Raw genomic sequence first — 24,302 nt, 5'->3', positions numbered from 1 at the left:
GCTCCGAGCCCACCGCGCCGGCCTCCCGCCGGGCGCACCCGGTCCCGGAGCACCGCGCCGGCCCCGGCCCACCCGCCCCGAACCGGCCCGCCGCCCACCCCTCACGCCACGCAAGCCACGGAGAACCGCCGCACATGTACGAGCTCAACCGGGTCCGCCTCTACTCGATCGGACCGGCCGGCGCCCGCTACGCCGACACGGTGCTCGACCTGCGCGGCGTCGGCGAGCCGGTCGCCGACCCGGCCCCGCAGCAGATCGGCCTGTTCGGCGAGGACACCGACGGCCCGGTCCGCCGCCCCGCCCCCGCCGGCGTGCTCTTCCTGGAGAACGGCGGCGGCAAGTCGGTCCTGCTCAAGCTGATCTTCTCGGTCATGCTCCCCGGCCACCGCAACACCCTCGGCGGCGCCAGCTCCGGCGTGCTGCGCAAGTTCCTGCTCGCCGACGACTGCGGACACGTCGCCCTGGAGTGGCAGCACACCGTCACGGGCGAGCTGATCGTGGTCGGCAAGGTCAGCGAGTGGCGCGGCCGCCAGGTCTCCTCCGACCCGCGCAAGTTCGCCGAGACCTGGTACTCCTTCCGCCCCGGCGCCGGCCTGACCCTCGACTCGCTGCCGGTCGCCGAACGGGTCAGCCTGGCCGGCGACCAGAAGGCCCGCGGCCGCCGCCGCACCATGAAGGGCTTCCGCGACGCCCTCACCGAGGCCGGCAAGGCCCACCCCCACCTCGACCTGGTCTTCGAGGACGGCCACGACCGCTGGACCGAGCACCTCGGCGAACTCGGCCTCGACCCCGAACTCTTCCGCTACCAGCGCGAGATGAACGCCGACGAGGGCGAGGCGGCCGGCCTCTTCGCGGTCAAGCACGACAGCGACTTCACCGACCTCCTGCTGCGCGCCGTCACCGACACCCGGGACACCGACGGCCTCGCCGACCTCGTGCACGGCTTCGCCGCCAAGCTCGGCCGCCGCGCCGAACTCACCGCCGAACGCGACTTCACCGCCGGCTCGCTGGACCTGCTGGAGCGCATCGCCGAGACCACCACCGCCCGCGAGACCGTCCGCGAGGCCCACCGCACCGCCGAACGCCGCACCCGCCGCCTCGCCCACGCCCTCGCCTCCCGCGCCACCGCCGAACGCGACCGCGCCCAGGACCTCGCCATCGAGGTCGCCGCCGCCGCGAGCGCCGTCACCGCCGCCGAGGCCGACCGCACCCGGCACAGCCTGATCACCGACGAACTCACCCACCGGCACGCCACGCTGGGCCTCGCCGCGGCCACCGCCGAGGCCGCCGCGCTGCGCCGCGAACTCATCGACGCCCGCACCCTGCACTCCGCCTGGCAGGCCGCCGAGGCGGTGCTGCGCCAGCGCGCCGCCGCCGACCGGGTCACCCGGGTCGCCGCCGCCATCCGCGAGGCCGAGCTGGACGCAGCCCCCGCGCTCGCCGCCCGCGCCCGCGCCGCGACCGCCCTGGCCCGGGCCCTGGAGGCCGCCGCCGCGGCCGCCGAGTCCCGCGCCGACACCGAGGAGGAGCGCGCGGGCGAACTCCAGGAGGACGGCGGCAAGGCGCAGTCCGACGCCACCGAGGCCGCCACCGCCGCCCAGAAGGCCCGCAGCGAGGCCGAGCACCTGCGCCAGCGCCTAGCCGAGGTCGAGCAGGAGACCGAGGCCGCCGTCTCGGCCGGCTTCATCGACGCCGACGGCGACGTGGACCCGGCCCGCGCCGCGCTGCACGCCGCCGACGTCGAGAAGGCCGCCGCCGCCGCGCTCGCCCAGGCCCGTACCGCCGCCGAGTCCGCCGCCGCCCGGCTGCGCGAGTCCGCCGCCGCCACCTCGCGCGCCGAACTCGCCGCCGAGCGGGCCGGCGACGCCCGCAAGGACGCCGCCCGCTCCCTCGCCGCCGAGCAGCGCACCGCCGCCCTGCTCGCCACCGAGGAGCGCCTCGCCGACCTGCTCTCCCTCACGCCCTACCAGGAGGGCGCCGAGGAGGACGCCGGCTTCCTCACCCCCGCCGTGCTCGACCGCAACGCCGAGTACCTGCGCGAACTCCTCGACGAGTCCATCGCCACCGCCGAACGCACCCTGTTCGACCTCCGCACGGCCGCCGCCGACGACTCCCGCATCCTCGCCGCCCTCGGCGACGGCGGTCTGCTGCCGCCCGGCCCGGACGTGCTCGCCACCGTCGAGTACCTCGCCGAGCACGGCATCCCGGCCCTGCCCGGATGGCGCTACCTCGCCCAGTCCGTGGACCCGGCCGACCACGACGCGATCCTCGCCGCCCGCCCCGAACTGGTCGACGGCGTGGTCGTCACCGATCCGTCCTCGCTGGAACGCGCCCGCGAGGCCCTGCAGGCCGCCGCCCTGCTGCCGCGCTCCACCGTCGCCGTCGGCGCCGCCGCCTCGCTGATCGCCCCGATCACCGACGAGCCCGCCTTCTTCCTCGTCCCGCCGAACCCGGCCATGCACGACGAGTCCGCCGCCGACGGCGAGCGCCGCGAACTGCGCGCCCGGGCGAGCGCCCGCGAGGAGCACATCCGCGAACTGGCCGGCCGCCTCGGCGCCGACCGCGCCCTCGCCGCCCGCCTCGCCTCCTGGCACGCCAGCTGCCCCCCCGGCACCCTCGCCGAATTCGCCGCCGCCGCCGAGGCCGCCCGCGAGCACGCCGAGCAGGCCGCCGCCGCCCTCGCCACCCTGCGCGCCGACCACGACGAGGCCGAGACCGACCACGCCGCGGCCGCCTCCGTCCACGAGGAGCACCGCGAGGCCGCCCAGCGGGCCCGCCGCCGCGCCGACGCCCTCTCCGGCCTCGCCTTCCGGCTGCGCGAGCGCGGCAACTGGGCCCGCCGCCAGCGCGAACTCGCCGAGGACGCCGCCGAGTGCGACCGCCGCCAGGTGCTGTGCGCCGAGCGCGCCCGCACCTGCGACGAGGACCGCCGCGCCGCCCAGCGCGCCGCCGACGACGCCCGCCGCACGGCCCGCGCGCTGCGCGCCGAACGCGCCGAGATCCCCGCCGCCGAGCAGTCCGACGAGCCCGTCGAGACCGCCCCCGCCGCGCTGCCCGCACTGCGCGAGGCCTACCGCGCCGCCTCCCAGCTGTACGAGAAGGTCGGCGTCGGCGCCGACCTGCGCGCCGAACAGGCCCGCGCCGAGGGCGACGAGGCCGCCGCCGCGACCGAACTCGACCGCCTCACCAACAAGGTGCGCACCCGCGCCGAGGAGCTCCTCGGCAGCCCCGACGGCGCCGACGGCCCGGCCCGCCAGGCCGCCGCCGCCCGCGCCGAGGAGCTGGTCGCCACCATCGAGGCCCGCTCCGCCGCCGCCAGCGAGCAGCTCGGCCGGCTGCGCGGCGAGGCCGAGCGCTCCGCCCCCGCCGACGGCGAGGCGCACACCGAGCTGCCCGAGGACCTCGTCCCCACCGATCCGGAGCACGCCCAGGTCCTGCTGCGCACCGCCACCAGCCGCCTCGCCGAGCGCCGCGAGGCCCTGGACGCCGCCCGCACCGCCCACGCCGACCTCCAGCGCACCTTCGACAGCGCCCAGGCCTCGGCCGCCGACTTCGACGAGCTGGCCGGCCAGCTGCGCGACGGCCTGCGCGACCACCAGGAGGACCCGGAAGACCCGGTCGAGCCGTACCTGGGCTCGCTGGCCGACGCCCGCACCGGCGCCACCGAGGCCCGCCGCTCGCTGCGCACCGCCGCCGGCGAGCTGTCCTCCTCCGAACTCGCCGTCCGCGACGCCGCCGACGCCCTGGTCCGGCACGCCAACGCGGCCCGCTACGAGGCCGTCCGCACCCCCGCCCGTCAGCAGATCCGGGAACTGCCCGCCTCCGCGCTGCCCGAGCACGCCGCCGCCTGGGCCGCGGCCTTCGCGCCCCGGCTGCGGGTGCTCACCGACGAGCTGGCCCAGCTGGAGAAGAACCGCGGCTCGATCGTGGACCGGCTGCGCGGCCTGGTCGAGTCCTCGCTCACCACGCTGCGCGCCGCCCAGCGGCTGTCCCGGCTGCCCGAGGGCCTGGGGGAGTGGTCCGGCCAGGAGTTCCTGCGGATCCGCTTCGAGGACCCGGACCACGCCACCCTGGTCGAGCGCCTGGGCGAGGTCATCGACGAGGCCACCCGCGCCGCCGTGAAGAAGAACAGCGACCTGCGCCGCGACGGCATGTCCCTGCTGCTGCGCGGGGTCGCCGCCGCGATCGGCCCCAAGGGCGTCAGCGTCGAGATCCTCAAGCCCGACGCGGTGCTGCGGGCCGAGCGGGTCGGTGTCGGCCAGATGTCCGACGTCTTCTCCGGCGGCCAGCTGCTCACCGCGGCCATCGCGCTGTACTGCACGATGGCGGCGCTGCGCGCCAACGACCGCGGCCAGTCCCAGCTGCGGCACGCCGGCACGCTGTTCCTGGACAATCCGATCGGCCGCGCCAACGCGACCTACCTGCTGGAGCTCCAGCGGGCCGTGGCCGACGCGCTCGGCGTCCAGCTGATCTACACCACCGGCCTGTTCGACACCACGGCGCTCGCCGAGTTCCCGCTGGTGATCCGCCTGCGCAACGACGCCGACCTGCGCGCGGGCCTCAAGTACATCTCGGTCGAGGAGCACCTGCGCCCGGGCCTGCCGGCCGCGCCGGACCCGGACGGCCCGACCATCCACGGCGAGATCACCGCCACCCGGATGTTCAAGCGCCCCGCGGAGGTTCCGGCGCAGACGTGAGCGGGCCCCGCTCGGCCGGGAGAGGTTCCGGTCCGACCGTGAACTGACTAGCGTGACCTCCATGCTGACGATCGCGCACCTCAGTGACACCCACCTCGGCCAGGTCCACCGCCGGGACGGCGGCAGGCGCGCCCGGCGGCGGGCCGAGCAGGTGATGGCGTACCTCGACGCCCTGCCCGGCCCGCTGGACGCGGTGCTGGTCACCGGCGACCTCGCCGACCACGGCCTGCCCGAGGAGTACCGGGAGGTCGCCGAGGTGCTGGCCTCCCGGCACCCGGTGCTCATCTGTCCCGGCAACCACGACTCCAGGGCGCCGTACCGGGAGGTGCTGCTCGGCGAGGCACCGGGGGAGGGGCCGATCAATCGCCTGCACCAACTGCCGGGCGCCGACGTGCTGATGCTCGACTCCTCGATACCCGGGCAGGACGACGGTCTGCTGGACGAGCGGACGCTGGCCTGGCTGGACGCCGAACTGGCGTCCGGCCGCGGCGAGTTGCCCGCGCTGGTGGCCTTCCATCACCCGCCGGTGGAGCTGCACCTGCCGTATGTCGACCCGATCCGCCAGTTCGGCGAGGCGCGGCTGGCGCAGGTGCTGAGCCGCCACCCCCGGGTGGCCGCCCTGTTCTGCGGCCACGCGCACACCTCCGCGGCCACCACCTTCGCCGGTCTGCCGCTGCTGATCGCGCCCGGCGTGGCCTCCACCGTCACGCTGCCGTTCGAGGGCGGGCGCGGCATCTCCTTCGACCACCCGCCGATGGTGGCCTTCCACGTCCTGGACGGGGACCGCCGGCTCACCACCCACTACCGGGCGCTGCCGGTGCGGGACTGACCGATCGGCCCGGCGCTACGGGTGGTTGGGCTGCACCCGGGCCTGGCGCGGCGGCTGTTGCGGCGCCTGGCGCGGCGGTTGGTACGGCTGCTGGTGCGGCTGCTGGTGCGGCTGCTGGTGCGGCGCTCGCTGCGGCTGGTGCCCGGGCCCGTACGGCTGCTGCCGCCCCGGACCGCCGTACGGCTGCGGTGGCTGCTGCTGCGTTGACTGCGGCCGGGGCGTCTCGTACGGCTGCCGGTACACCGAGGACGGGCCGGGCCGGGGGAACGGCCGCGCGGCCAGCGGCTCGGAGGGCCCCCGGGCGCCCGCCGTCGGGTGCGTGGCGCCCTGCGTCCGCATCCGCTGGGCCGCGACCTGGCGGGAGATGAGGATCTCCAGCAGGCACCACATGGTGCCGAACACCCCGAGCCCCATGGCCAGCAGCGCCGGTGTCAGCAGCCAACTGCCCGCGTACGAGGCCAGGGTGGCCACCACGACGCCCACCAGGGTGAAGGACAGGCAGAGCACCGCCCGGACTGCGGCGGCGCGCACCTCGTCGGGCAGGCGGCGGCGACGGCGGCGTGGCACGGACATCGAGCGACCCCCAGGCGCGTGGCGCGTGTTCTGTGAAGCATACGGAACGGGTGCACACGAAACGCGCCCCTCGCCTCACTCTGCCCCGCCGAACCAGGACTATGCGTCCGAAACCGCCGAACTGCCTTCAAATCGTGTCATCCGGGCCGTCCCGTCGTGTCGTCCGGGCCGTCCCGGCAGGCCCGGCGCCGTCCGGTGGCCCGGTTCAGTCCAGCTGGACGTTGAGCTCCTCCAGTGCGCCGGTCACGATCGTCCGCATCGCCCGTTCGGCGTGGACGGCGTCCTCGGCGCAGATCGCCTCCGCGACCTCGCGGTGCAGGCGGATCGCGTACGGCTCCGGCTGATGGGGCATCAGATGGTACTCGGTCCGGCCGGTGAGCACCGCCGCGACGCTGTCCCCGAGGTGGGCGAACATCTCGTTGCCGGAGGCGCGCAGCACCAGGGAGTGGAAGGCGATGTCGTGCCTGAGGAAGGCGTTCAGGTCGGCGGCCCGGGCGGTGACCGTCAGGTCCACGGCCAGTGAGCTGAGTTCGCGCCGGTCGTCGTCGCTCGCGTGGGTGGCGGCGAGCGCGGCCGCGGCCGGTTCGACGGCCACGCGCAGCGAGCCGAGCGAGCGCAGCTGGGCCGGGCGGTCCGCGCCGGCCAGTCGCCAGCGGATCACCATCGGGTCGAAGACGTCCCAGAGCGACTTCGGCTGCACGGTGATCCCGACCCGTCGCCGGGACGCCACCATCCGCATCCCCTCCAGGACGCGCACCGCCTCCCGGACGACCGTCCGGGACACCCCGAACCGGCCCTCCAGCTCCTCCCCGCGCAGTACCGCCCCCTCGGGAATCTCCCCCGACGCGATCGCCGGCCCGAGCTCGGCAAGCAGCCGCCCGGGCAGCCCCTGGATCTCCATCCGCCCAGCCTAGACGCCCGCTCCGTGGGCCTTCACCTCGCCCTGCGACCCAGACCACATCGCAAAAGTATGACGATTTGGTTTCCGTCACTTGAATACGTCATATCTTTGAGGCGATAGTGGCGGCCAGGCAACGAAGGAGCACCACCCCATGGCTCTCAGCGTCGAGAACCACGACCTCCCGCAGGCCCCCCTCACCGTCGTGGTGATGGGCGTCTCGGGCGTCGGCAAGACCACCCTGGCCCGCCTGCTGGCGGACCGTCTCGCCCTCCCCTTCGCGGAGGCGGACGAGTTCCACCCCGCGGCCAACATCGCCAAGATGTCCGCCGGCATCCCGCTGGACGACCAGGACCGCGCCCCCTGGCTGCGCGCCGTCGGCGCCTGGCTCAAGGAGCGGACCGAGGCCGGTACCGGCGGTGTGGTCACCTGCTCGGCGCTGAAGCACCGCTATCGCGACACCCTGCGCGCGGCCTGCCCGGGCGCCTTCTTCCTGCACCTCAGCGGTGGCCACGAGCTGGTCGAGGACCGGCTCAGCCACCGCACCGGCCACTTCATGCCGTCCTCGCTGCTCGACTCGCAGTACGCCGCCCTGGAACCGCTGGCGGCGGACGAGCGCGGCGGCGTCCTGGACGTCGGCCCGTCCCCCGAAGAACTCGTCGAGATGGCCGTGGCGCTGCTGCGGCCCGTCAATGGAGACCTCGCGTGAGCATTGCCCCCACCCTGCTGGCGGCCGCCCCACCGGCCCTGCCGCACACCAGCAGCGACTCCCAGCTGCTGATCGCGGTGCTGCTCAGCATCGGCGCGATCGTCGTACTGATCACCAAGCTGAAGCTGCACCCGTTCCTCGCCCTCACGCTCGGCTCCGGTCTGCTGGCCGCCGTCGCGGGTGCCCCCTTCGACAAGCTGCTGAGCAGCTTCTCCACGGGCTTCGGATCCACCGTCGCCAGCGTCGGCCTGCTGATCGGCCTCGGCGCGATGCTCGGCAAGCTGCTCGCCGACTCCGGCGGCGCCAACATCATCGCGGACACCGTCCTCTCCCGGACCGGCAACAAGGCGCTGCCCTGGGCGATGGCGCTGATCGCGGCCGTGCTCGGCCTGCCGCTGTTCTTCGAGGTCGGGGTCGTCCTGCTGATCCCGATCGTGCTGCTGGTCGCCCGCCGCGGCAACGTACCGCTGATGCGGATCGGCATCCCGGCGCTGGCCGGCCTGTCGGTGCTGCACGGCCTGGTGCCCCCGCACCCGGGCCCGCTGGTCGCGGTCGACGCGCTGAAGGCCGACCTCGGCATCACCCTGGCGCTCGGCCTGCTGATCGCCGTCCCGACCCTGATCATCGCGGGCCCGCTGTTCGCGCGGCTGGCCGAGCGCTGGGTCGGCCCGCTGGAGATCCCGGCGGCCACCGCCCCCGAGGAGACGGCCAAGCACGACCGCACCCCGTCCTTCGCCGCCGTGCTGGCCACCATCCTGCTTCCCGTCGTGCTGATGCTCGGCAAGGCCCTGGCCGACGTCGTGATCGACGACCCGAAGGCACTGGTCCAGCGGGTGTTCGACTTCATAGGCTCCCCGCTGATCGCCCTGCTCGCCGCGACCCTGCTCGGCATGGTGACCCTCGGCAGGGCGGCCGGCTTCGACAAGGCCCGGATCTCCGACACCGTCGGCAAGTCGCTCGGCCCCATCGCCGGCATCGTGTTCATCGTCGGCGCGGGCGGCGGCTTCAAGCAGACCCTGATCGACGTGGGCGTCGGCAACGCGGTCAGCGAGTGGTCCGGCAAGTGGCACATCTCGGCGCTGCTGCTCGGCTGGCTGATCGCCGTGCTGATCCGGCTGGCCACCGGCTCGGCGACGGTCGCCACGATCACCGCCGCCGGCATCGTCTCCCCGCTGGCCGCGAACATGTCCTCGACCCACGCGGCCCTGCTGGTGCTCGCGATCGGCGCCGGCTCGCTGTTCTTCTCGCACGTCAACGACGCCGGCTTCTGGCTGGTGAAGGAGTACTTCGGGATGAGCGTCGGGCAGACGCTGAAGTCCTGGTCGGTGATGGAGACGGTGATCTCGGTGGTCGCCATCGCCCTGATCCTGCCGCTCAGCCTGATCATCTAGCGCGCGAAGCGACGACCGCCGAGGGGCGGCACCCGTGACCGTACGGGTGCCGCCCCTCGGCGTTTCATCGGTCCGACCCGTCCAGCAGCCCCGACAGCACCGCCGCCGTCGCCGTCAGCAGGTCCTCCGCGACCGCGCCGCCCGCCGCCGTCCGGGCCAGCAGTCCCTCCCGCGCCGCCAGGACCACCGTCGCGGCCTGGTCGGCGCTCGCGCCCGGGGGCACCAGCTCCGGCAGCGCCCGCTCCAGGACCTCGGCCAGCGCCCGCGCGACCGCCCGGTCGTGCGCGGCGACCTGCTCGGCCAGTGCCGCAGTCCGGGCCGCGACCAGCCGGAACTCCAGGAACAGCAGGATCCACCCGGACTCCGTCGGCTCGACCCGCAGCAGCGCCTCGACCAGCCGCCGCGCCCGCTCCCGGGGCGCCAGCGCCTCGCAGGCGGCGGCCAGTTCGGCCAGTTCGGCCATCCGCCGAGCGGCCTGGTCGTCGAAGAGCGCCAGCAGCAGCTCCTCCTTGCCGCCGAAGTTCGAGTAGAAGGCGCCTCGGGTGTAGCCGGCGGCGGCGCAGACGTCCTCGATGCTCGTCCGGGCGAAGCCGACGGAGAGGAACAGCTCGCGTGCGGCGGCGAGCAGCCGGGCCCGGGTGTGGACGCGGCGTCTGGGTGGTCGGGGGGCGGTATCGGCGGGGGGCGGTTTCACAGCAGCACGATACATGGTGTATTCAGTACGAGTCGTATTCAATACGAGCCGTACTGAAACGAGGGCCATCATCGTGAGCGAGCGAAGCGAACGAACCGCCGAGAAGTGCGCGTGGGCGAGTGCCCCCGCCGGGCGCGGCGAGGTGGGCGCATGAGCCGCCTGCTGATCACCAACGCCCACCTGCTCCACCCCGAGGACGGCACCCGCACCGACCTCGGCTGGCTGGAGGCCGCCGACGGCCGGATCGCGGCCACCGGCACCGGCCGCCCGCCCACCGCCGCGGAGGACGTCCGGGTCCTCGACGCCGCCGGCGGCACCGTCCTGCCCGGCCTGATCGACGCCCACGTCCACCTGCTGGTCACCTCGCTCGACCTGCACGACTTCACCAACTGGACCCCCGGCTACGCCACCGTGCGCGCCCTCGCCGAGGCCGAACGCATGCTGCGCCGCGGCTTCACCACCGTCCGCGACGTCGGCGGCGCCGACCACGGGATGGCCCGCGCCCTCGCGGAGGGCCTGGTGCCCGGCCCGCGGCTGCTGCACGGCGGCAAGGCGCTCTCCCAGACCGGCGGCCACGGCGACCTGCGCCCGCTCGGCGACGACTCCCTGCCCTGCTGCGAATCCCGCCCGCACTTCGGCCGGATCGCCGACGGAGTGGACGCGGTGCGGACCGCCGCCCGGGACGAGTTCCGCAAGGGCGCCCGCCACCTCAAGGTGCTGCTCTCCGGCGGCGTCGCCTCCCCGCACGACGAGATCGGCGCCGTCCAGTACAGCGAGGAGGAGATCCGCGCGGCCGTCGAGGAGGCCGAGAACCACAACCGCTACGTCACCGTGCACGCCTACCACCCGCGGGCGATCGACCGCGCCCTGCGGGCCGGCGTGCGCTGCGTCGAGCACGGGAACCTGCTGGACGACGGCACGGTCGCCCTGCTGCTGGAGAAGGACGCCTTCCTGGTGCCCACCCTGGTCGCCTACGAGCAGACGGCCCGGGCCGGCGCCGCCTCCGGCCTGCCGCCCGCCTCCCTGGGCAAGCTCGCCGAGGTCCGCGACCGGGGCCTTGAAGCGCTGGAGCGCGCCCACCGCGCGGGCGTCAACCTCGTCTACGGCAGCGACCTGCTCGGCCCGCTGCACCCGGCCCAACTGGAGGAGTTCACCCTGCGCGCCCAGGTCCAGCCGGTCGCGGACGTGCTGCGCTCGGCGACCACCACGGCGGCCCGGCTGCTCGGCCTGGCGGGGGAGATCGGCACCCTCGCCCCGGGCGCCCACGCCGACCTGCTCGTCCTGGACGGCGACCCGCTCGCCGACCTCGCCGTGCTCACCCGCCCCGACCTCCACCCGAAGCGGGTGGTCAAGGCCGGAATCCCGGTCTGACGGCGAAACGGCGGGCGGGCGCCCGGGGAAACCCCGGACGCCCGCCCGCCGTGAAGGCCTCGACCTGCTTCGCGCGCTCCGCGAGGCCGTGACTGCCCTGTTCGGTGCCTACTTGTTCCCGCGCTTCGCGAGGAAGGCCTCGACCTCGGCCTTGATCTCCGGCGTGTCCAGCCCGCGCACCGTCATCGTGGTGCGGCGGCGCAGCACGTCGTCCGAGGTGTACGCCCACTCGTTGTCCGCCGCGTACGCGACCTGCGCCCAGACGTCCGGACCGTCCTCGTGGATCGGCCGGCCGAGCTCCGGGTTCTCGTCGATCATGCGGGCGATGTCGAAGGACAGCGTGCCGTAGTGGCTGGCCAGGTGCTTGGCCACCAGCGGCTCCATCCGCGAGCCCGGCTCACGGTCGATCAGCAGGCGGTGCGCCACCGCGTTCGGCGCGCCGACGCCCGGCAGCGGGACGGTCGGGGCGATCGGGGACATGTCCTCGCCGAGGCTGGTGCCGGGCACGTGGGCCAGCTTCTCCAGGACGGCGCGGCCGATGTGCCGGTAGGTGGTCCACTTGCCGCCGGAGACCGACAGCATGCCGCCGCGGCCCTCGGTGACGACGGTCTCGCGCTTGGCGGCGGCGGTGTCGCCCGGGCCGCCCGGCAGCACCCGCAGGCCGGCGAAGGAGTAGGTGATCAGGTCGCGGTCGAGGTGCTCGTCGCGGATCGCGTGCGCGGCCTCGCCCATGATCTGGTCGATGTCCGCCTCGGTGGCCCGGACGTCCTTCGGGTCGCCGGTGTACTCCTCGTCGGTGGTGCCGAGGAGGACGTGGTCCTCCCACGGGATGGCGAAGGAGACGCGGTACTTGTCGATCGGGATGGTCAGCGCGGCGCGCCACGGCGAGCGGCGCTTGACGACCACGTGGGCGCCCTTGGAGAGGCGGATCGACGGCGCGGCGCCGGCGTCCTCCATCTTGCGCAGGTGGTCCACCCACGGGCCGGTGGCGTTCAGCACCAGGCGGGCGTCGATGCCGAACTCGCTGCCGTCCAGGCGGTCGCGCAGGTCGGCGCCGGTGACCCGGCCGCCGGTGAAGCGCAGGCCGGTGACCTCGGCGTGGTTGAGCACCACGGCGCCGGCGTCGACGGCGGCGCGCACGGTCATCACGGCGACGCGCGAGTCGTTCATCTGGTGGTCGCCGTAGACGGCCACCGAGCGCAGGCCCTCGGTGCGCAGCGCGGGCACCTGCTGGGCGGCGTGGGCGGCGGTGGAGACCCGGCCCATGCCGTCGCGGAAGGCGGACAGCGCGGAGTACAGGAAGACGCCGGCGCCGAGCTTGGCGGCGCCGTGCGGGCCGCCCTTGTAGACCGGCACGAAGAAGGTCAGCGGGTTGACCAGGTGCGGGGCCACGTCGGTGGAGAGCGCGCGGCGCTCCTTGTGGTTCTCCGCGACCAGCTTGACCGCGCCGGTCTGCAGGTAGCGCAGACCGCCGTGGACGAGCTTGGAGGAGGCGCTGGAGGTGGCGCCGGCGAAGTCGCCGGCGTCGACCATGGCGACCTTGAGGCCGGCCTGGGACGCGGTCCAGGCGACGGCCGTGCCGAGGATGCCGCCCCCGATCACCAGCAGGTCGTAGGTGGCCTTGCCGAGCAGCTCGCGGGTCTCGGCGCGGGAGGCGGTGTGGCCGGCGGTGCGCTCGGCGCCCAGGGTCGGAATGGTTGCCATGGTGGTTGTGTACGGCGCGCGCGGGTCGGGCGGCGCCGTTACTCCTCTCGTGTGCGGTGCGGCCTCTGCGGGAGAGGCCGGTCGGCCCGGTGCGGCGGGCCGGTTGAACCCGGTGACACCCGTTGCCGGAACAGCGGGCGGCCGGTCGGGGCGCGGGGCCCCGACCGGCTTGTCGGTCAGTTGTTCTCTTCCTCCTCCACCCAGCCCATGGTGCGCTCCACGGCCTTGAGCCACTTCTTGTACTCACGCTCCCGGGTGGCCTCGTCCATGCGCGGGGTCCACTCGGCGGCGCGGTGCCAGTTGGCCCGCAGGGTGTCGAGGTCGTTCCAGAAGCCGACGGCGAGTCCGGCCGCGTAGGCGGCGCCGAGGGCGGTGGTCTCGGCCACGTACGGGCGCTCGACCGGGGCGTCCAGGACGTCGGCGATGTTCTGCATGAGCAGGTTGTTGCTGGTCATGCCGCCGTCGACCTTGAGGGCGGTGAGCTCGACCCCGGAGTCCTTCTGCATGGCGTCGACGACCTCGCGGGTCTGCCAGGCGGTGGCCTCCAGGACGGCCCGGGCCAGGTGGCCCTTGGTGACGTACCGGGTCAGACCGGCGATCACACCGCGGGCGTCGGAGCGCCAGTACGGGGCGAACAGGCCGGAGAAGGCCGGGACGAAGTAGGCGCCGCCGTTGTCCTCGACGGTGTTGGCGAGGGTCTCGATCTCGGCGGCGGTGGAGATGATGCCGAGCTGGTCGCGCAGCCACTGGACGAGCGAGCCGGTGACGGCGATCGAGCCTTCCAGGGCGTACACCGGGGCCTGGTCGCCGATCCGGTAGCCGACGGTGGTCAGCAGGCCGTGGTACGAGTTGACGATCTTCTCGCCGGTGTTCAGCAGCAGGAAGGTGCCGGTGCCGTAGGTGGACTTGGCCTCGCCCTCGTCGAAGCAGGTCTGGCCGAACAGCGCGGCCTGCTGGTCGCCGAGCGCGGAGGCGACCGGGACGCCGGCCAGGTCGCCGACGGCCTCGCCGTAGACCTCGGCGGAGGAGCGGATCTCCGGCAGGACGGCCATCGGCACGCCCATCGAGTCGGCGATCTTCTCGTCCCACGCCAGCGTGTTCAGGTTCATCAGCATGGTGCGGCTGGCGTTGGTGACGTCGGTGACGTGCTTGCCGCCGTTGACACCGCCGGTGAGGTTCCAGATGACCCAGGTGTCCATGGTGCCGAACAGGATGTCGCCGGCCTCGGCGCGCTCGCGCAGGCCCTCGACGTTGTCCAGCAGCCAGCGGATCTTCGGGCCGGCGAAGTAGCTGGCCAGCGGGAGGCCGGTCTCGCGGCGGAAGCGGTCCTGGCCGACGTTGCGGCCGAGCTCGCGGCAGAGCGCCTCGGTGCGGGTGTCCTGCCACACCAGCGCGTTGTGCACCGGCTCGCCGGTGTTCTTGTCCCACAGGACGGTGGTCTCGCGCTGGTTGGTGATGCCGATCGCGCGGATGTCGTCCTTGGTCAGGCCGGCCTTCTCCAGCGCACCGCGGACGACCGACTGCACCCGGGTCCAGATCTCGGCGGCGTCGTGCTCGACGTAGCCGGGCTGGGGGAAGATCTGCCGGTGCTCCTGCTGGTCGACGGAGACGATCCGGCCGTCGGCGCCGAAGATGATGCAGCGGCTGGAGGTGGTGCCCTGGTCGATCGCGGCGATGTAGTTACCGGTGGAGGTCATGGGGAGGGTCCTCGGCTCGGGTTCGGGGGATACGGGGTGGGTGGGCCTGACGCGCGTTGTTCGGTCAGTCCCCGTGTACGGCGGGGGCGAACCCGTCCTTTAGAAGATGGCGTTGTAGACGCCACCGGCCGCGAGGCCGCCCAGGATCGGGCCGACGACCGGGATCCAGGCGTACGACCAGTCGGAGCCGCCCTTCTTCGGGATCGGCAGCAGGGCGTGCGCGATGCGCGGGCCGAGGTCACGGGCCGGGTTGATCGCGTAGCCGGTCGGGCCGCCCAGCGAGAGGCCGATGCCGACGACGGTGAAGGCGACCATCAGGGTGCCGGTGCCGGACTGGGAGAGGCCGGAGTTGGTGCCGATGGTGAGGATCGCGAAGCAGAGCACGAAGGTGCCGATGACCTCGGTGAGCACGTTCTGGATCGGGTTCCGGATCTCGGGGCCGGTCGAGAAGATGCCGAGGGTGGGCTCCTCGTTCGCGTTGAACTGGCCCAGGTAGGTGACCCAGACCAGGACGGCGCCGATGATCGCGCCGAGCAGCTGGGAGCCGAGGTAGAGCGGCACCTGGCTCCACTCGCCGCTCTTCACCGCGAGCGCGATGGTGACGGCGGGGTTCAGGTGGGCGCCGGACTTCGGAGCCGACATGTAGGCGGCGATGAGGACCGCGAATCCCCAGCCGAAGGTGATCGCCAGCCAGCCGGCGTTGAGGGCCTTCGACTTCTTGAGGGTCACGGCGGCGCAGACGCCACCGCCGAGAAGTATCAGGGCGGCGGTGCCGAGGGTTTCGCCGACGAAGACGTCGCCGTTGGAGAACGCGGACACAAAGACTCCCTTGTCCATATGGCCCGGAGGGTAGGTGGGGGCAGGCGGCCGGTCGATCGCTGTGCGGATGAGCGCGCTGTGGGAGCGATCTCTCCGGCCATCGTTCGACAATGTCGACCGTCATGCGGAAGCTTCCTCCCCAGGTCGCCCCCACGTCAAGGCAGGGTTACGCAGCTGTGACCCTCGCCTCGGCAGGTCCGTCGACGTTACCGAGCGGAGCGCCCCGAAACGGGACAAAACGCCAGAGGCGCGGACAGGGCTCCCGCCCGTCCGCGCCTCAGCGTGACGAATCGACGGCCCTCGGCGGGCCGTCCGTGGATGTGCTCAGAACCGCCCGGCGCCCAGGTCGCGGGAGATCGCCCGCGCCGCGCTGCGCACCGAGGCCACCAGCGAGGGCTTCACGAAGCCGTCCTCGCAGACCCGCTCGACCGCCCCGCTGATGCACACCGCGCCCACCGGGTTGCGCCGCCGGTCCTGGATCAGCGCGCCGATCGAGGCCACGCCCTCCCAGGTCTCCTCGATCGAGTCCGCCCAGCCGCGCTCCCGGATCAGCGCGCACTCGGCGTCCACGTCGGCCGCCCCGGTCAGCGTCCGCACGGTGTACGACTCGTACGGCCCGTCGCCCAGCTCCCCGCGCGCCACCGGGTCGTAGGCCACCAGCACCTTGCCCAGCGCGGTGCTGTGCAGCGGCTGCATCGAGCCCACCTCCAGCACTTGCCGGGTGTCGTCCGGCCGGAACACGTGGTGCACGATCAGCACGCCCTGCTGGTGCAGCACCCCCAGGTAGACCGTCTCCCCGGACGCCCGGGCCAGGTCGTCCGCCCACACCAGCGCCCGCGCCCGCAGCTCGTGCACGTCCAGGTAGCTCTGCCCCAGCCGCAGCAGCTCGGCGCCCAGCTGGTACTTGCCGGTCTCCGGGTCCTGCTCGACGAACCCCTCCTGCTGCAGCGTGCGCAGGATGCCGTGCGCGGTCCCCTTGGCCAGGTCCAGCGCCGTCGACACCTCGGACAGGCCCAGCCGGCGTTCACCGCCGGCCAGCAGGCGCATGATCGCGGCGGCCCGGGAAAGCGACTGGATCGGGCCGGGCATGGGTACCTCCGCGCTGAAAGGCGGTCGACAATGTCGACCACAGTGATGACGGGACGAGTCTGCCAGGCCGCCCGGACTCCGTGCACCTTCCCCCCGGGTAACCCGCCCCGGCCCTCCCGCCCGCGGCGCGGTCCGCCGGGTGCGCGGACGGCCCCGCGCCGGGTCCTCACCGCTCCCGCGCCGTCACCCCACCGCCCCCGCCCGCTGCGCCCGCAGCACCGTCACCTCCGCCGCCAGCGCCGCGATCCCGTCCGTCCCGACCCGGCAGCAGCCGCCCACCAGCCGCGCGCCGTCCGCGAGCCAGCCGCCCACCCGGGCCGAGCGGAAGGTCGGCTCGCCGCACCAGCCCCGGCGGGCGGCGTCCCAGCTCTCCCCGCTGTTCGGGTAGACCACCACCGGCTTCCCGGTCACCTCGGCGGCCACCGCCACCGCCCGGTCCGCGTCCTGCGGCGTGCAGCAGTTGACGCCCACCGCGACCACCTCGTCCACCTCCGCGGCCAGCGCGAAGGCCTCCGCCAGCGGCTGCCCGGCCCTGGTCCGGTCGCCCTCGACGCTGTACGACAGCCAGGCCGGCACCCCCAGTCCGCGCACCAGCCCCAGCAGCGCCCGCGCCTCGTCCGCGTCCGGCACCGTCTCCAGCGCCAGCACGTCCGGCCGGGTCGCCGCCAGCACCTCCAGCCGCGGCCGGTGGAAGTCCGCCAGCTCCGCGACGCTCAGCCCGTACCGGCCCCGGTACTCCGAGCCGTCCGCCAGCACCGCCCCGTACGGGCCCACCGAGGCCGCCACCCAGCGCCGCCGCCCGCCCGGCTCCGGCCGCGCCGCCTCCCGGGCCAGCTCCACGCTCCGCGCCAGCAGCCGCGCGGCCTGCGCCCGGTCGACCCCGCGGCGCGCGAAGCCCTCGAAGCTCGCCTGGTAGCTCGCGGTTATCGCGACGTCCGCGCCCGCCGCGAAGTACGCCCGGTGCGCCGCCACCACCGCCTGCGGGTCGTCCGCCAGCAGCCGCGCCGACCAGAGCTCGTCCGAGAGGTCGTGCCCGGCCGCCGCCAACTGGTTCGACATCCCGCCGTCGAGCACCAGCGGACCGGCGGCCAGCGCGGCGGCGAAGTCCGGCGGGGGAGCAGTGGGCATCTCGGTCTCCTCTGGAAGAGTTCCTGGTCACAGCCTAGGGGTGGGCGCCCCCGGGCCGGGCAGGAAAACCATTTGCCGCCGGGGAACGCACTCGCTACGTTGTGCTCAGCCCGAGAAGAACAGCACCGACAGAACAGGCCCGGTGGCACCGGCGACGACGGAGAGGAGCCCGGCGATGGCAGCGGACGACCAACCGCCCCCCACCGGGCCCGGAGCCGAGCAGCAGTGGCTCGCCGCGTACGACCCGCGCGCCTACGCCCCGATCGCCGTCACCGTGGACGTGGTCGCCCTGACGTTGCGCCGCGGCGGCCTGCACGTCCTGCTCGTCGAGCGCGGCGCCCCGCCCCACCAGGGCTGCTGGGCGCTGCCCGGCGGCTTCCTGCGGGCCGGCGAGGAGGACCTGGACGAGGCCGCCGCCCGCGAGCTCGCCGAGGAGACGGGCCTGCTGAGCGCCTCCGCCGCCGGGGCCACGCCCTGCCGCCTCCACCTGGAACAACTCGGCACCTACGGCGCCCCCGAGCGGGATCCGCGGATGCACGTCGTCTCCGTCGCCTACCTCGCCTTCGCCCCGGACCTGCCCGACCCCCGGGCCGGGACGGACGCCGCGGCCGCCGCCTGGCACCCCGTCTCCGACCTGGACCTCCGGCCCTGCGGCCGGTCCCGAGCCGCCGGTGCGCCCGCCGACACCCACGGGGGTGGTGTCGACGGGCGCCCCGGCCCCGGCCCGGTCACGCTGGCCTTCGACCACGCCCGCATCCTCTCCGACGGCCTCGACCGGGTGCGCGCCAAGCTGGAGTACAGCCCGCTGGCCACCGCCTTCCTGCCGTACGACTTCACCATCCCCGACCTCCGCGCCGTCTACGAGGCGGTCTGGGACGAGAAGCTCCACCCCGGCAACTTCCACCGCAAGGTGCTGTCGGTGCCCGGCTTCGTCGAGAGCACCGGCGCCACCACCGAGCGCGGCGGCGCCCGCGGCGGCCCCCGCGCCCGCACCTACCACGCCGGCGACGCCCGCCTGCTGCACCCCGCGCTGCTCCGCCCCACCCGCGACGACCCGGCCGGCGCCGCGGGCGCCCCCTGAGGTCCGGCGGCCCACGGCAACGCCGTCGACCGACCGGGCTACCATCCGGCCATGACCACTGACGAAGCGACGACCACCGCCGAAGCCCACCGGCCGTTCTCGCACTGCCACTTCTGCGGCACGCCCTACCCGCCCGGCACCCGCCTCTGGCCCCGCACCTGCCCCGGCTGCGCCGAGATCAGCTACCGCAACCCGCTGCCCGTCGCGGTCACCGTCCTCCCCGTCACCCGCCCCGACGCCGACCCGGCCCTGGTCGTCATCCGCCGCACCATCGAGCCCGGCTACGGCGAACTCGCCTTCCCCGGCGGCTACATGGACTACGGTGAGAGCTGGCAGCAGGCCTGCGTGCGCGAACTGCACGAGGAGACCGGCATCACCGCCGACCCGGCCGACGTCACCCTGATCCACACCGCCTCCGACCCCGCCGGCCGCTTCGTCGTGCTCTGCGGCCTGCTCCCGGCCCGCCCGCTCGCCGAGCTCCCGCCCTCGCGCCCCACCGACGAGACCGACGGCTGGCTGCTCGCCACCGCCGACACCGCGCTCGTCTGGGACTTCCACAAGGGTGTCCTGCGCCGCTGGTTCAGCGGCGAGTTCACCCCCCGCTGACCCCGGGCCCGCCCTGCGACGCGGGCCCCCGGCCCCCACCGGCCGACCCTGGCGCGGCGGCCGATCACATGGCATGGTCTGCACCGACAGCCCAACCGGACGGGTCTGCCACGAGCCCTCCCGTCCCCACCACCGGCCGGGAGACCACCACCGTGAGCACCCCACCGCAGGACCAGCCGCTCTGGCGCCCCAACCCCGCTCGCGCCGCCGCCACCCCCCTGGTGGCCTTCCAGGCCTGGGCGGCCGAGAACCACGGCGCCCCGGCCGCCCCGCTCGCCCCGGCCGACGACGACCAGCAGGCCGCCCAGCGCTACGCCGACCTGCACGCCTGGTCCACCGAGGACCTCGACCGGTTCTGGACCGCGATCACCCAGTGGTTCGACGTCCGCTTCACCCAGGCCCCCGACGCCGTCCTCGCCGACCCCCGGATGCCCGACGCCTTCCTCGCCGACGAGACCCGCACCGGCTCCCAGTGGTTCCCCGGCGCCCGCCTGAACTACGCCGAGCACGTCCTGCGCCACTCCGAGGACCCGGCCAACGCCGACCGGCCCGCCATCCTCCACGTCGACGAGACGAGCGGTGACCCGGTCCCGACCACCTGGGCCGAACTGCGCCGCCAGGTCCTCTCCCTCGCCGCCGCCCTGCGCGCCCGGGGAATCGGCCCCCACGACCGGGTCGCCGCCTACCTGCCCAACGTCCCGCAGGCCGTCGTCGCGCTCCTCGCCACCAACGCCGTCGGCGCCGTCTGGACCTCCTGCGCCCCCGACTTCGGCGCCCGCAGCGTGCTCGACCGCTTCCAGCAGCTCGAACCGGACGTCCTGATCGCCGTCGACGGCTACCACTACGGAGGCAAGGCCCACGACCGCACCGACGTCGTCGCCGAGCTGCGTCGCGAACTGCCCTCGCTGCGCACCGTCGTCCACGTCCCGCTGCTCGGCGGCCCGGCCCCCGAAGGCGCCCTCGACTGGGCCGACCTGGTCTCCGGCCGGACCCCGGGAGCCGACGGCGAAGCGGAGTTCGCCCAGCTCCCGTTCGACCACCCGCTCTGGGTGCTCTACTCCTCCGGCACCACCGGCCTGCCCAAGCCGATCGTCCAGAGCCAGGGCGGCATCCTGGTCGAGCACCTCAAGCAGGTCGGCCTCCACCTCGGCCTCGGCCCGCAGGACCGCTTCTTCTGGTTCACCTCGACCGGCTGGATGATGTGGAACTTCCTGGTCGCCGGCCTCCTGGTCGGATCCACGATCGTCACCTACGACGGCAGCCCCGGCCACCCCGACGCCGGCGCCCTGTGGTCGGTCGCCGCCCGCACCGGCACCACCGTCTTCGGCACCTCCGCCGCCTACATCGGCGCCAGCCGCAAGGCCGAACTCCACCCCGGCCGCGAACTCGACCTCTCCGCCGTCCGCTGCATCGGCACCACCGGCTCCCCGCTCCCGCCCGACGGCTTCCGCTGGATCTACGACGAGGTCAGTGAGGACGTCTGGCTCGCCTCGGTCAGCGGCGGCACCGACGTCTGCTCCTGCTTCGTCGGCGGCGTCCCGACCCTGCCCGTCCACCTCGGCGAGATCCAGGCCCCCTGCCTCGGCGCCGCCGTCGAGTCCTGGGACGTCCAGGGCCACCCGCACATCGACACCGTCGGCGAACTCGTCGTCACCAAGCCCCTCCCGTCCATGCCCACCGGCTTCTGGAACGACGACAAGGGCACCCGCTTCCACGACAGCTACTTCGACATGTACCCGGGCATCTGGCGCCACGGCGACTGGATCACCGTCACCTCCCGGGGCACCGTCGTCATCCACGGCCGCTCCGACTCCACCCTCAACCGCCAGGGCGTCCGAATGGGCTCCTCGGACATCTACGAGGTCGTCGAGCGCCTCCCCGAGATCGCCGAGTCGCTGGTCATCGGCCTGGAGGAGCCCGACGGCGGCTACTGGATGCCGCTGTTCGTCGTCCTCGCCCCCGGCGCGGAACTGAACGACGACCTGGTCGGCCGCATCCGCACCGCGCTGCGCACCGAACTCTCCCCGCGCCACGTGCCCGACGAGGTCATCGCCGTCGACGGCCTCCCGCACACCCTCACTGGCAAGCGGATCGAGGTCCCGGTCAAGCGCATCCTCTCCGGCACCCCGCTGGAGCAGGCCGTCAACCCCGGCTCCGTCGACCGCATCGAGCACCTGCGCTTCTTCGAGCAGCTCCGCCTCGACCGCCGGGCCTGACCGGCCCCGGGACGGACGAGAGGGGCGCCCCCACCCGGGATGGTGGGGGCGCCCCTCTCGCTGTTCCCGCTTCCGCCGTTCCCGGCTACTCGCCGGAGAGCACCTGCTGCGCCGCGGCCCGCGCCTCCTCGGCGCTGTCCGCGGCCCGGGCCGCCTCGGCCGCCCGGCGGCACTGCGCCAGCGTGTACTTGGCGAGCGTGGTCCGCACGTAGGGGATCGAGGCCGCGCCCATCGACAGGCTGGTGACGCCCAGACCGGTCAGCACCACGGCCAGCAGCGGGTCGGAGGCCGCCTCGCCGCAGACGCCGCAGCTCTTGCCGGCCGCCCGCGCGGCGTCGGCCGCCGCGGCGACCAGGTCCAGCAGGGCCGGCTGCCACGGGTCCTGGAGCCGGGCCAGCGCACCGACCTGGCGGTCGGCCGCGAAGGTGTACTGCGCGAGGTCGTTGGTCCCCAGCGACAGGAACTCGACCTCCTGGAGGATCGCCCTGGCGCGCAGCGCGGCCGACGGGATCTCCACCATCGCGCCGAACTTGGCGTCCAGCCCGGCTTCACGGCAGGCGGTCGCGAAGTCCTTGGCGTCCTTGCGGTCGGCCACCATCGGGGCCATCACCTCAAGGTGCACCGGCAGGCCCTCGGCCGCCTTGGCCAGCGACTCCAGCTGGGTCCGCAGCACCTCGGGGTGTTCGAGCAGGGTGCGCAGACCGCGCACGCCCAGAGCCGGGTTGGGCTCGTCGGCCGGAGTCAGGAAGTCCAGCGGCTTGTCGGCGCCGGCGTCCAGCACCCGGACCACGACCCGGCCCTCGGGGAAGGCCTCCAGCACCTTGCGGTACGCCTCGACCTGCTTCTCCGCGCCGGGAGCCTTCGCCGAGTCGTCCAGGAACAGGAACTCGGTGCGGAACAGGCCGACGCCCTCGGCGCCGTTCTCCAGCGCGGCCGGCACGTCGGCCGGTCCGCCCACGTTGGCCAGCAGCGGCACCCGGTGCCCGTCCGAGGTCTGCCCCGGGCCGGAGGAGGCGGCCAGCGCGGCCCTGCGCTCGGCGGCGGCCGCCCGCAGCTCGTCCTGCTTCTCCTGGGACGGCTCCAGCAGTACGTCGCCGGAGCTGCCGTCCACCGCGACGACGGTGCCCTCGGCGACCTCGATCGCACCCGGCAGCGCCACGACGGCCGGCACGCCCATCGCCCGGGCCAGGATGGCGCTGTGGCTGGTCGGCCCGCCCTCCTCGGTCACGAAGCCGAGCACCAGCGTCGGGTCCAGCAGCGCGGTGTCGGCCGGCGCCAGGTCCCGCGCGAACAGCACGTACGGCTCGTCGCTGTCCGGCACGCCCGGCATCGGCACGCCGAGCAGCCGGGCCACGATCCGGTTGCGCACGTCGTCCAGGTCGGCGACCCGCCCGGCCAGGTACTCCCCGGCGGAGGCGAGCAGCGCCCGGTAGGCCGCGAACGCGTCGTAGATGCCGCGCTCGGCACTGCTGCCGACGGCGATCCGGCGGGACACGTCGGCCATCAGCTCCGGGTCCTGCGCCATCAGCGCCTGGGCCTCCAGCACGGCCTGGGCCTCGCCGCCCGCGAGGTTGCCGCGCGCGATGAGGTCGGCGGCGACCGCCTCGACGGCGGCCTGGGCGCGAGCCTGCTCACGGGGGGCGTCCTCGGTCGGGATCTGGGTGGCCGGGGGCTCCAGCACCGCCGTCCCCATGTGCCGCACCTGGCCGATCGCGACCCCGTGGCTCACGCCCACGCCGCGCAGCGTCTTCTCCATGTCACCTGTCTCCGCTGAGATGAGCGGCCCCGCCGGGAACCGCTGTGTGTGGGGGCCGCCCCGTCATCTCGTCCGGGGCGGGTCGGAAGGAAGAGGTCAGCTCCAGTTGAACAGCTGCTCGCCGGCCTTGGCGTCGCCGTCCTCCCGCAGGTCGCCCAGCGAGTCCACGGTGGCCTCCAGCGCCACGATCGGCGAGATCGGCGACTTGCCCGCGGCCTCGACGGCGGCCGGGTCCCACTTGATGACGGCCTGACCCCGGGTCACCGTGTCGCCCTTGTTGACGAGGAGCTCGAAGCCCTCGCCGTTCAGCTGAACGGTGTCGATCCCGAGGTGGGTCAGCACACCGTGGCCCTCGGCGTCCACGACGACGAACGCGTGCGGGTGCATGGAGACGACGACACCGTCCACCGGAGCGACCGCCGTGGTCTGCTCGCGAACGGGGTCGATCGCGGTGCCCGGGCCGACCATCGCACCCGAGAACACCGGGTCGGGCACGCCCGCGAGCCCCACGATCTTGCCGGTCAGCGGCGACGTCACAGTGGTCATGGTTGTGCCTCCCAAGTGCGCAGTACAGCGTGCGGCCGCGAGGAGCGGCACGACGATCAACCGAAGCCTAAATCATGTCAACTTTGGACATCTGCTGACATTCCCGGGTGAAGACCCCGCCCCTGCCGGTCCAGCCGGCCGGCGACTCACCGACCCGCGAGTGGTCTAGTCCTCTTGGCTCCGATGCGCCGCACTCTACAGGCATCTTGGCGAATCGGGACCATTGCTGTATATGCTCGCGAGAGCAACAAATCATGCCGCCGTCCGGGGGACTCCCGGTGCGCCCCGATTCGCGCTCCGGCTGCCGACCCGCTATGGTTGGTCGAGTCGCCACAACTTGGCGGTTAACACCAGATTTCAGATGCGAAAAGCCCCGGTAAACGGAGCGGAAAACGTCTGGTAGGCTGGAAACACGAAAGAACGAAGCCCGGAGGGTCCGCTGGAAGGCGGTCCGAAGGAAGCGTCCGTTCCTTGAGAACTCAACAGCGTGCCAAAAGT

At 74.0% G+C, this 24,302-nt stretch carries 18 protein-coding genes; 8 read left to right on the top strand and 10 right to left on the bottom strand.

The window, feature by feature from the left end; genetic code table 11:
• Window positions 1-134 precede the first annotated feature (134 nt).
• The gene (locus ACGFSC_RS40505) at window positions 135-4,697 is read left to right on the top strand and encodes a hypothetical protein (protein ID WP_359911110.1); all 4,563 of its coding nucleotides are present in this window, start codon (window positions 135-137) and stop codon (window positions 4,695-4,697) included.
• Window positions 4,698-4,758: 61 nt separating this feature from the next.
• Window positions 4,759-5,526, top strand: a complete 768-nt coding sequence (locus tag ACGFSC_RS40500) for a metallophosphoesterase (RefSeq protein WP_359911113.1) — start codon at window positions 4,759-4,761, stop codon at window positions 5,524-5,526.
• A 15-nt stretch (window positions 5,527-5,541) separates the two neighbouring features.
• On the opposite strand, the gene ACGFSC_RS40495 is transcribed toward ACGFSC_RS40500, so the two are convergent.
• On the bottom strand, window positions 5,542-6,099 hold the full coding sequence (locus ACGFSC_RS40495) for a hypothetical protein (RefSeq protein WP_359911116.1): 558 nt from the start codon (window positions 6,097-6,099) through the stop codon (window positions 5,542-5,544).
• A gap of 205 nt (window positions 6,100-6,304) precedes the next feature.
• Window positions 6,305-7,000, bottom strand: coding sequence for an FCD domain-containing protein (locus ACGFSC_RS40490; protein WP_359911119.1), 696 nt, complete (start codon window positions 6,998-7,000; stop codon window positions 6,305-6,307).
• A gap of 151 nt (window positions 7,001-7,151) precedes the next feature.
• On the opposite strand from ACGFSC_RS40490, the gene ACGFSC_RS40485 reads away from it, so the two are divergent.
• Together ACGFSC_RS40485 and ACGFSC_RS40480 are read left to right on the top strand one after the other, a co-directional pair.
• A complete protein-coding gene (locus ACGFSC_RS40485) occupies window positions 7,152-7,706 on the top strand; it encodes a gluconokinase (RefSeq protein WP_359911122.1) in 555 nt (184 codons plus the stop codon).
• 2 nt (window positions 7,707-7,708) lie between these two features.
• Window positions 7,709-9,097, top strand: a complete 1,389-nt coding sequence (locus ACGFSC_RS40480) for a gluconate:H+ symporter (protein ID WP_380552211.1) — start codon at window positions 7,709-7,711, stop codon at window positions 9,095-9,097.
• Between the two features lie 64 nt (window positions 9,098-9,161).
• On the opposite strand, the gene ACGFSC_RS40475 is transcribed toward ACGFSC_RS40480, so the two are convergent.
• Window positions 9,162-9,791 (bottom strand): TetR/AcrR family transcriptional regulator, encoded by a 630-nt coding sequence (locus tag ACGFSC_RS40475; RefSeq protein ID WP_359911128.1) that lies wholly within the window; start codon window positions 9,789-9,791, stop codon window positions 9,162-9,164.
• 150 nt (window positions 9,792-9,941) lie between these two features.
• Between ACGFSC_RS40475 and ACGFSC_RS40470 the strand changes: the two genes are divergently transcribed.
• Window positions 9,942-11,162, top strand: coding sequence for an amidohydrolase family protein (locus ACGFSC_RS40470; RefSeq protein ID WP_359911130.1), 1,221 nt, complete (start codon window positions 9,942-9,944; stop codon window positions 11,160-11,162).
• Between the two features lie 108 nt (window positions 11,163-11,270).
• Here ACGFSC_RS40470 and ACGFSC_RS40465 read toward each other — a convergent pair whose 3' ends face one another.
• From ACGFSC_RS40465 to mmuM, 5 genes are all read right to left on the bottom strand, one after another.
• On the bottom strand, window positions 11,271-12,866 hold the full coding sequence (locus tag ACGFSC_RS40465) for a glycerol-3-phosphate dehydrogenase/oxidase (RefSeq protein ID WP_359911133.1): 1,596 nt from the start codon (window positions 12,864-12,866) through the stop codon (window positions 11,271-11,273).
• Window positions 12,867-13,042: 176 nt separating this feature from the next.
• The gene (gene glpK, locus ACGFSC_RS40460) at window positions 13,043-14,563 is read right to left on the bottom strand and encodes a glycerol kinase GlpK (RefSeq protein ID WP_359911136.1); all 1,521 of its coding nucleotides are present in this window, start codon (window positions 14,561-14,563) and stop codon (window positions 13,043-13,045) included.
• A gap of 99 nt (window positions 14,564-14,662) precedes the next feature.
• On the bottom strand, window positions 14,663-15,382 hold the full coding sequence (locus tag ACGFSC_RS40455) for an MIP/aquaporin family protein (RefSeq protein ID WP_359911139.1): 720 nt from the start codon (window positions 15,380-15,382) through the stop codon (window positions 14,663-14,665).
• A 324-nt stretch (window positions 15,383-15,706) separates the two neighbouring features.
• A complete protein-coding gene (locus tag ACGFSC_RS40450) occupies window positions 15,707-16,471 on the bottom strand; it encodes an IclR family transcriptional regulator (protein ID WP_359911141.1) in 765 nt (254 codons plus the stop codon).
• A gap of 183 nt (window positions 16,472-16,654) precedes the next feature.
• A complete protein-coding gene (gene mmuM / locus ACGFSC_RS40445; protein WP_359911143.1) occupies window positions 16,655-17,599 on the bottom strand; it encodes a homocysteine S-methyltransferase in 945 nt (314 codons plus the stop codon).
• 175 nt (window positions 17,600-17,774) lie between these two features.
• Here mmuM and ACGFSC_RS40440 point away from each other — a divergent pair, with 175 nt between their 5' ends.
• From ACGFSC_RS40440 to ACGFSC_RS40430, 3 genes are all read left to right on the top strand, one after another.
• Window positions 17,775-18,680: an NUDIX domain-containing protein gene (locus ACGFSC_RS40440; protein WP_359911145.1), complete on the top strand. Its 906-nt coding sequence runs from the start codon at window positions 17,775-17,777 to the stop codon at window positions 18,678-18,680.
• A 51-nt stretch (window positions 18,681-18,731) separates the two neighbouring features.
• A complete protein-coding gene (locus ACGFSC_RS40435) occupies window positions 18,732-19,286 on the top strand; it encodes an NUDIX domain-containing protein (RefSeq protein WP_359911148.1) in 555 nt (184 codons plus the stop codon).
• A 68-nt stretch (window positions 19,287-19,354) separates the two neighbouring features.
• Window positions 19,355-21,502 (top strand): acetoacetate--CoA ligase, encoded by a 2,148-nt coding sequence (locus tag ACGFSC_RS40430; RefSeq protein WP_380636732.1) that lies wholly within the window; start codon window positions 19,355-19,357, stop codon window positions 21,500-21,502.
• Window positions 21,503-21,587: 85 nt separating this feature from the next.
• Here the strand turns inward: ACGFSC_RS40430 and ptsP are convergent, their stop codons facing one another.
• A complete protein-coding gene (ptsP, locus tag ACGFSC_RS40425) occupies window positions 21,588-23,258 on the bottom strand; it encodes a phosphoenolpyruvate--protein phosphotransferase (protein ID WP_359911154.1) in 1,671 nt (556 codons plus the stop codon).
• A 96-nt stretch (window positions 23,259-23,354) separates the two neighbouring features.
• Window positions 23,355-23,804 (bottom strand): PTS glucose transporter subunit IIA, encoded by a 450-nt coding sequence (locus ACGFSC_RS40420; protein WP_359911157.1) that lies wholly within the window; start codon window positions 23,802-23,804, stop codon window positions 23,355-23,357.
• Window positions 23,805-24,302 lie beyond the last annotated feature (498 nt).

Origin of the sequence: Kitasatospora sp. NPDC048715 (genome assembly GCF_043198905.1) — a bacterium.
Classification (GTDB): Bacteria; Actinomycetota; Actinomycetes; order Streptomycetales; family Streptomycetaceae; genus Kitasatospora; species Kitasatospora lactacystinica.
This window is presented reverse-complemented; position numbering and strand designations above follow the sequence as displayed.

Coding starts and splice junctions, on each gene's coding strand:
- ACGFSC_RS40430 (WP_380636732.1), top strand. CDS start 19,355: ATGGCATGGTCTGCACCGACAGCCCAACCGGACGGGTCTGCCACGAGC.
- mmuM (WP_359911143.1), bottom strand. CDS start 17,599: ATGCCCACTGCTCCCCCGCCGGACTTCGCCGCCGCGCTGGCCGCCGGT.
- ACGFSC_RS40505 (WP_359911110.1), top strand. CDS start 135: ATGTACGAGCTCAACCGGGTCCGCCTCTACTCGATCGGACCGGCCGGC.
- ACGFSC_RS40420 (WP_359911157.1), bottom strand. CDS start 23,804: ATGACCACTGTGACGTCGCCGCTGACCGGCAAGATCGTGGGGCTCGCG.
- ACGFSC_RS40495 (WP_359911116.1), bottom strand. CDS start 6,099: ATGTCCGTGCCACGCCGCCGTCGCCGCCGCCTGCCCGACGAGGTGCGC.
- ACGFSC_RS40465 (WP_359911133.1), bottom strand. CDS start 12,866: ATGGCAACCATTCCGACCCTGGGCGCCGAGCGCACCGCCGGCCACACC.
- ACGFSC_RS40450 (WP_359911141.1), bottom strand. CDS start 16,471: ATGCCCGGCCCGATCCAGTCGCTTTCCCGGGCCGCCGCGATCATGCGC.
- ptsP (WP_359911154.1), bottom strand. CDS start 23,258: ATGGAGAAGACGCTGCGCGGCGTGGGCGTGAGCCACGGGGTCGCGATC.
- ACGFSC_RS40500 (WP_359911113.1), top strand. CDS start 4,759: ATGCTGACGATCGCGCACCTCAGTGACACCCACCTCGGCCAGGTCCAC.
- glpK (WP_359911136.1), bottom strand. CDS start 14,563: ATGACCTCCACCGGTAACTACATCGCCGCGATCGACCAGGGCACCACC.
- ACGFSC_RS40435 (WP_359911148.1), top strand. CDS start 18,732: ATGACCACTGACGAAGCGACGACCACCGCCGAAGCCCACCGGCCGTTC.
- ACGFSC_RS40485 (WP_359911122.1), top strand. CDS start 7,152: ATGGCTCTCAGCGTCGAGAACCACGACCTCCCGCAGGCCCCCCTCACC.
- ACGFSC_RS40440 (WP_359911145.1), top strand. CDS start 17,775: ATGGCAGCGGACGACCAACCGCCCCCCACCGGGCCCGGAGCCGAGCAG.
- ACGFSC_RS40490 (WP_359911119.1), bottom strand. CDS start 7,000: ATGGAGATCCAGGGGCTGCCCGGGCGGCTGCTTGCCGAGCTCGGGCCG.
- ACGFSC_RS40470 (WP_359911130.1), top strand. CDS start 9,942: ATGAGCCGCCTGCTGATCACCAACGCCCACCTGCTCCACCCCGAGGAC.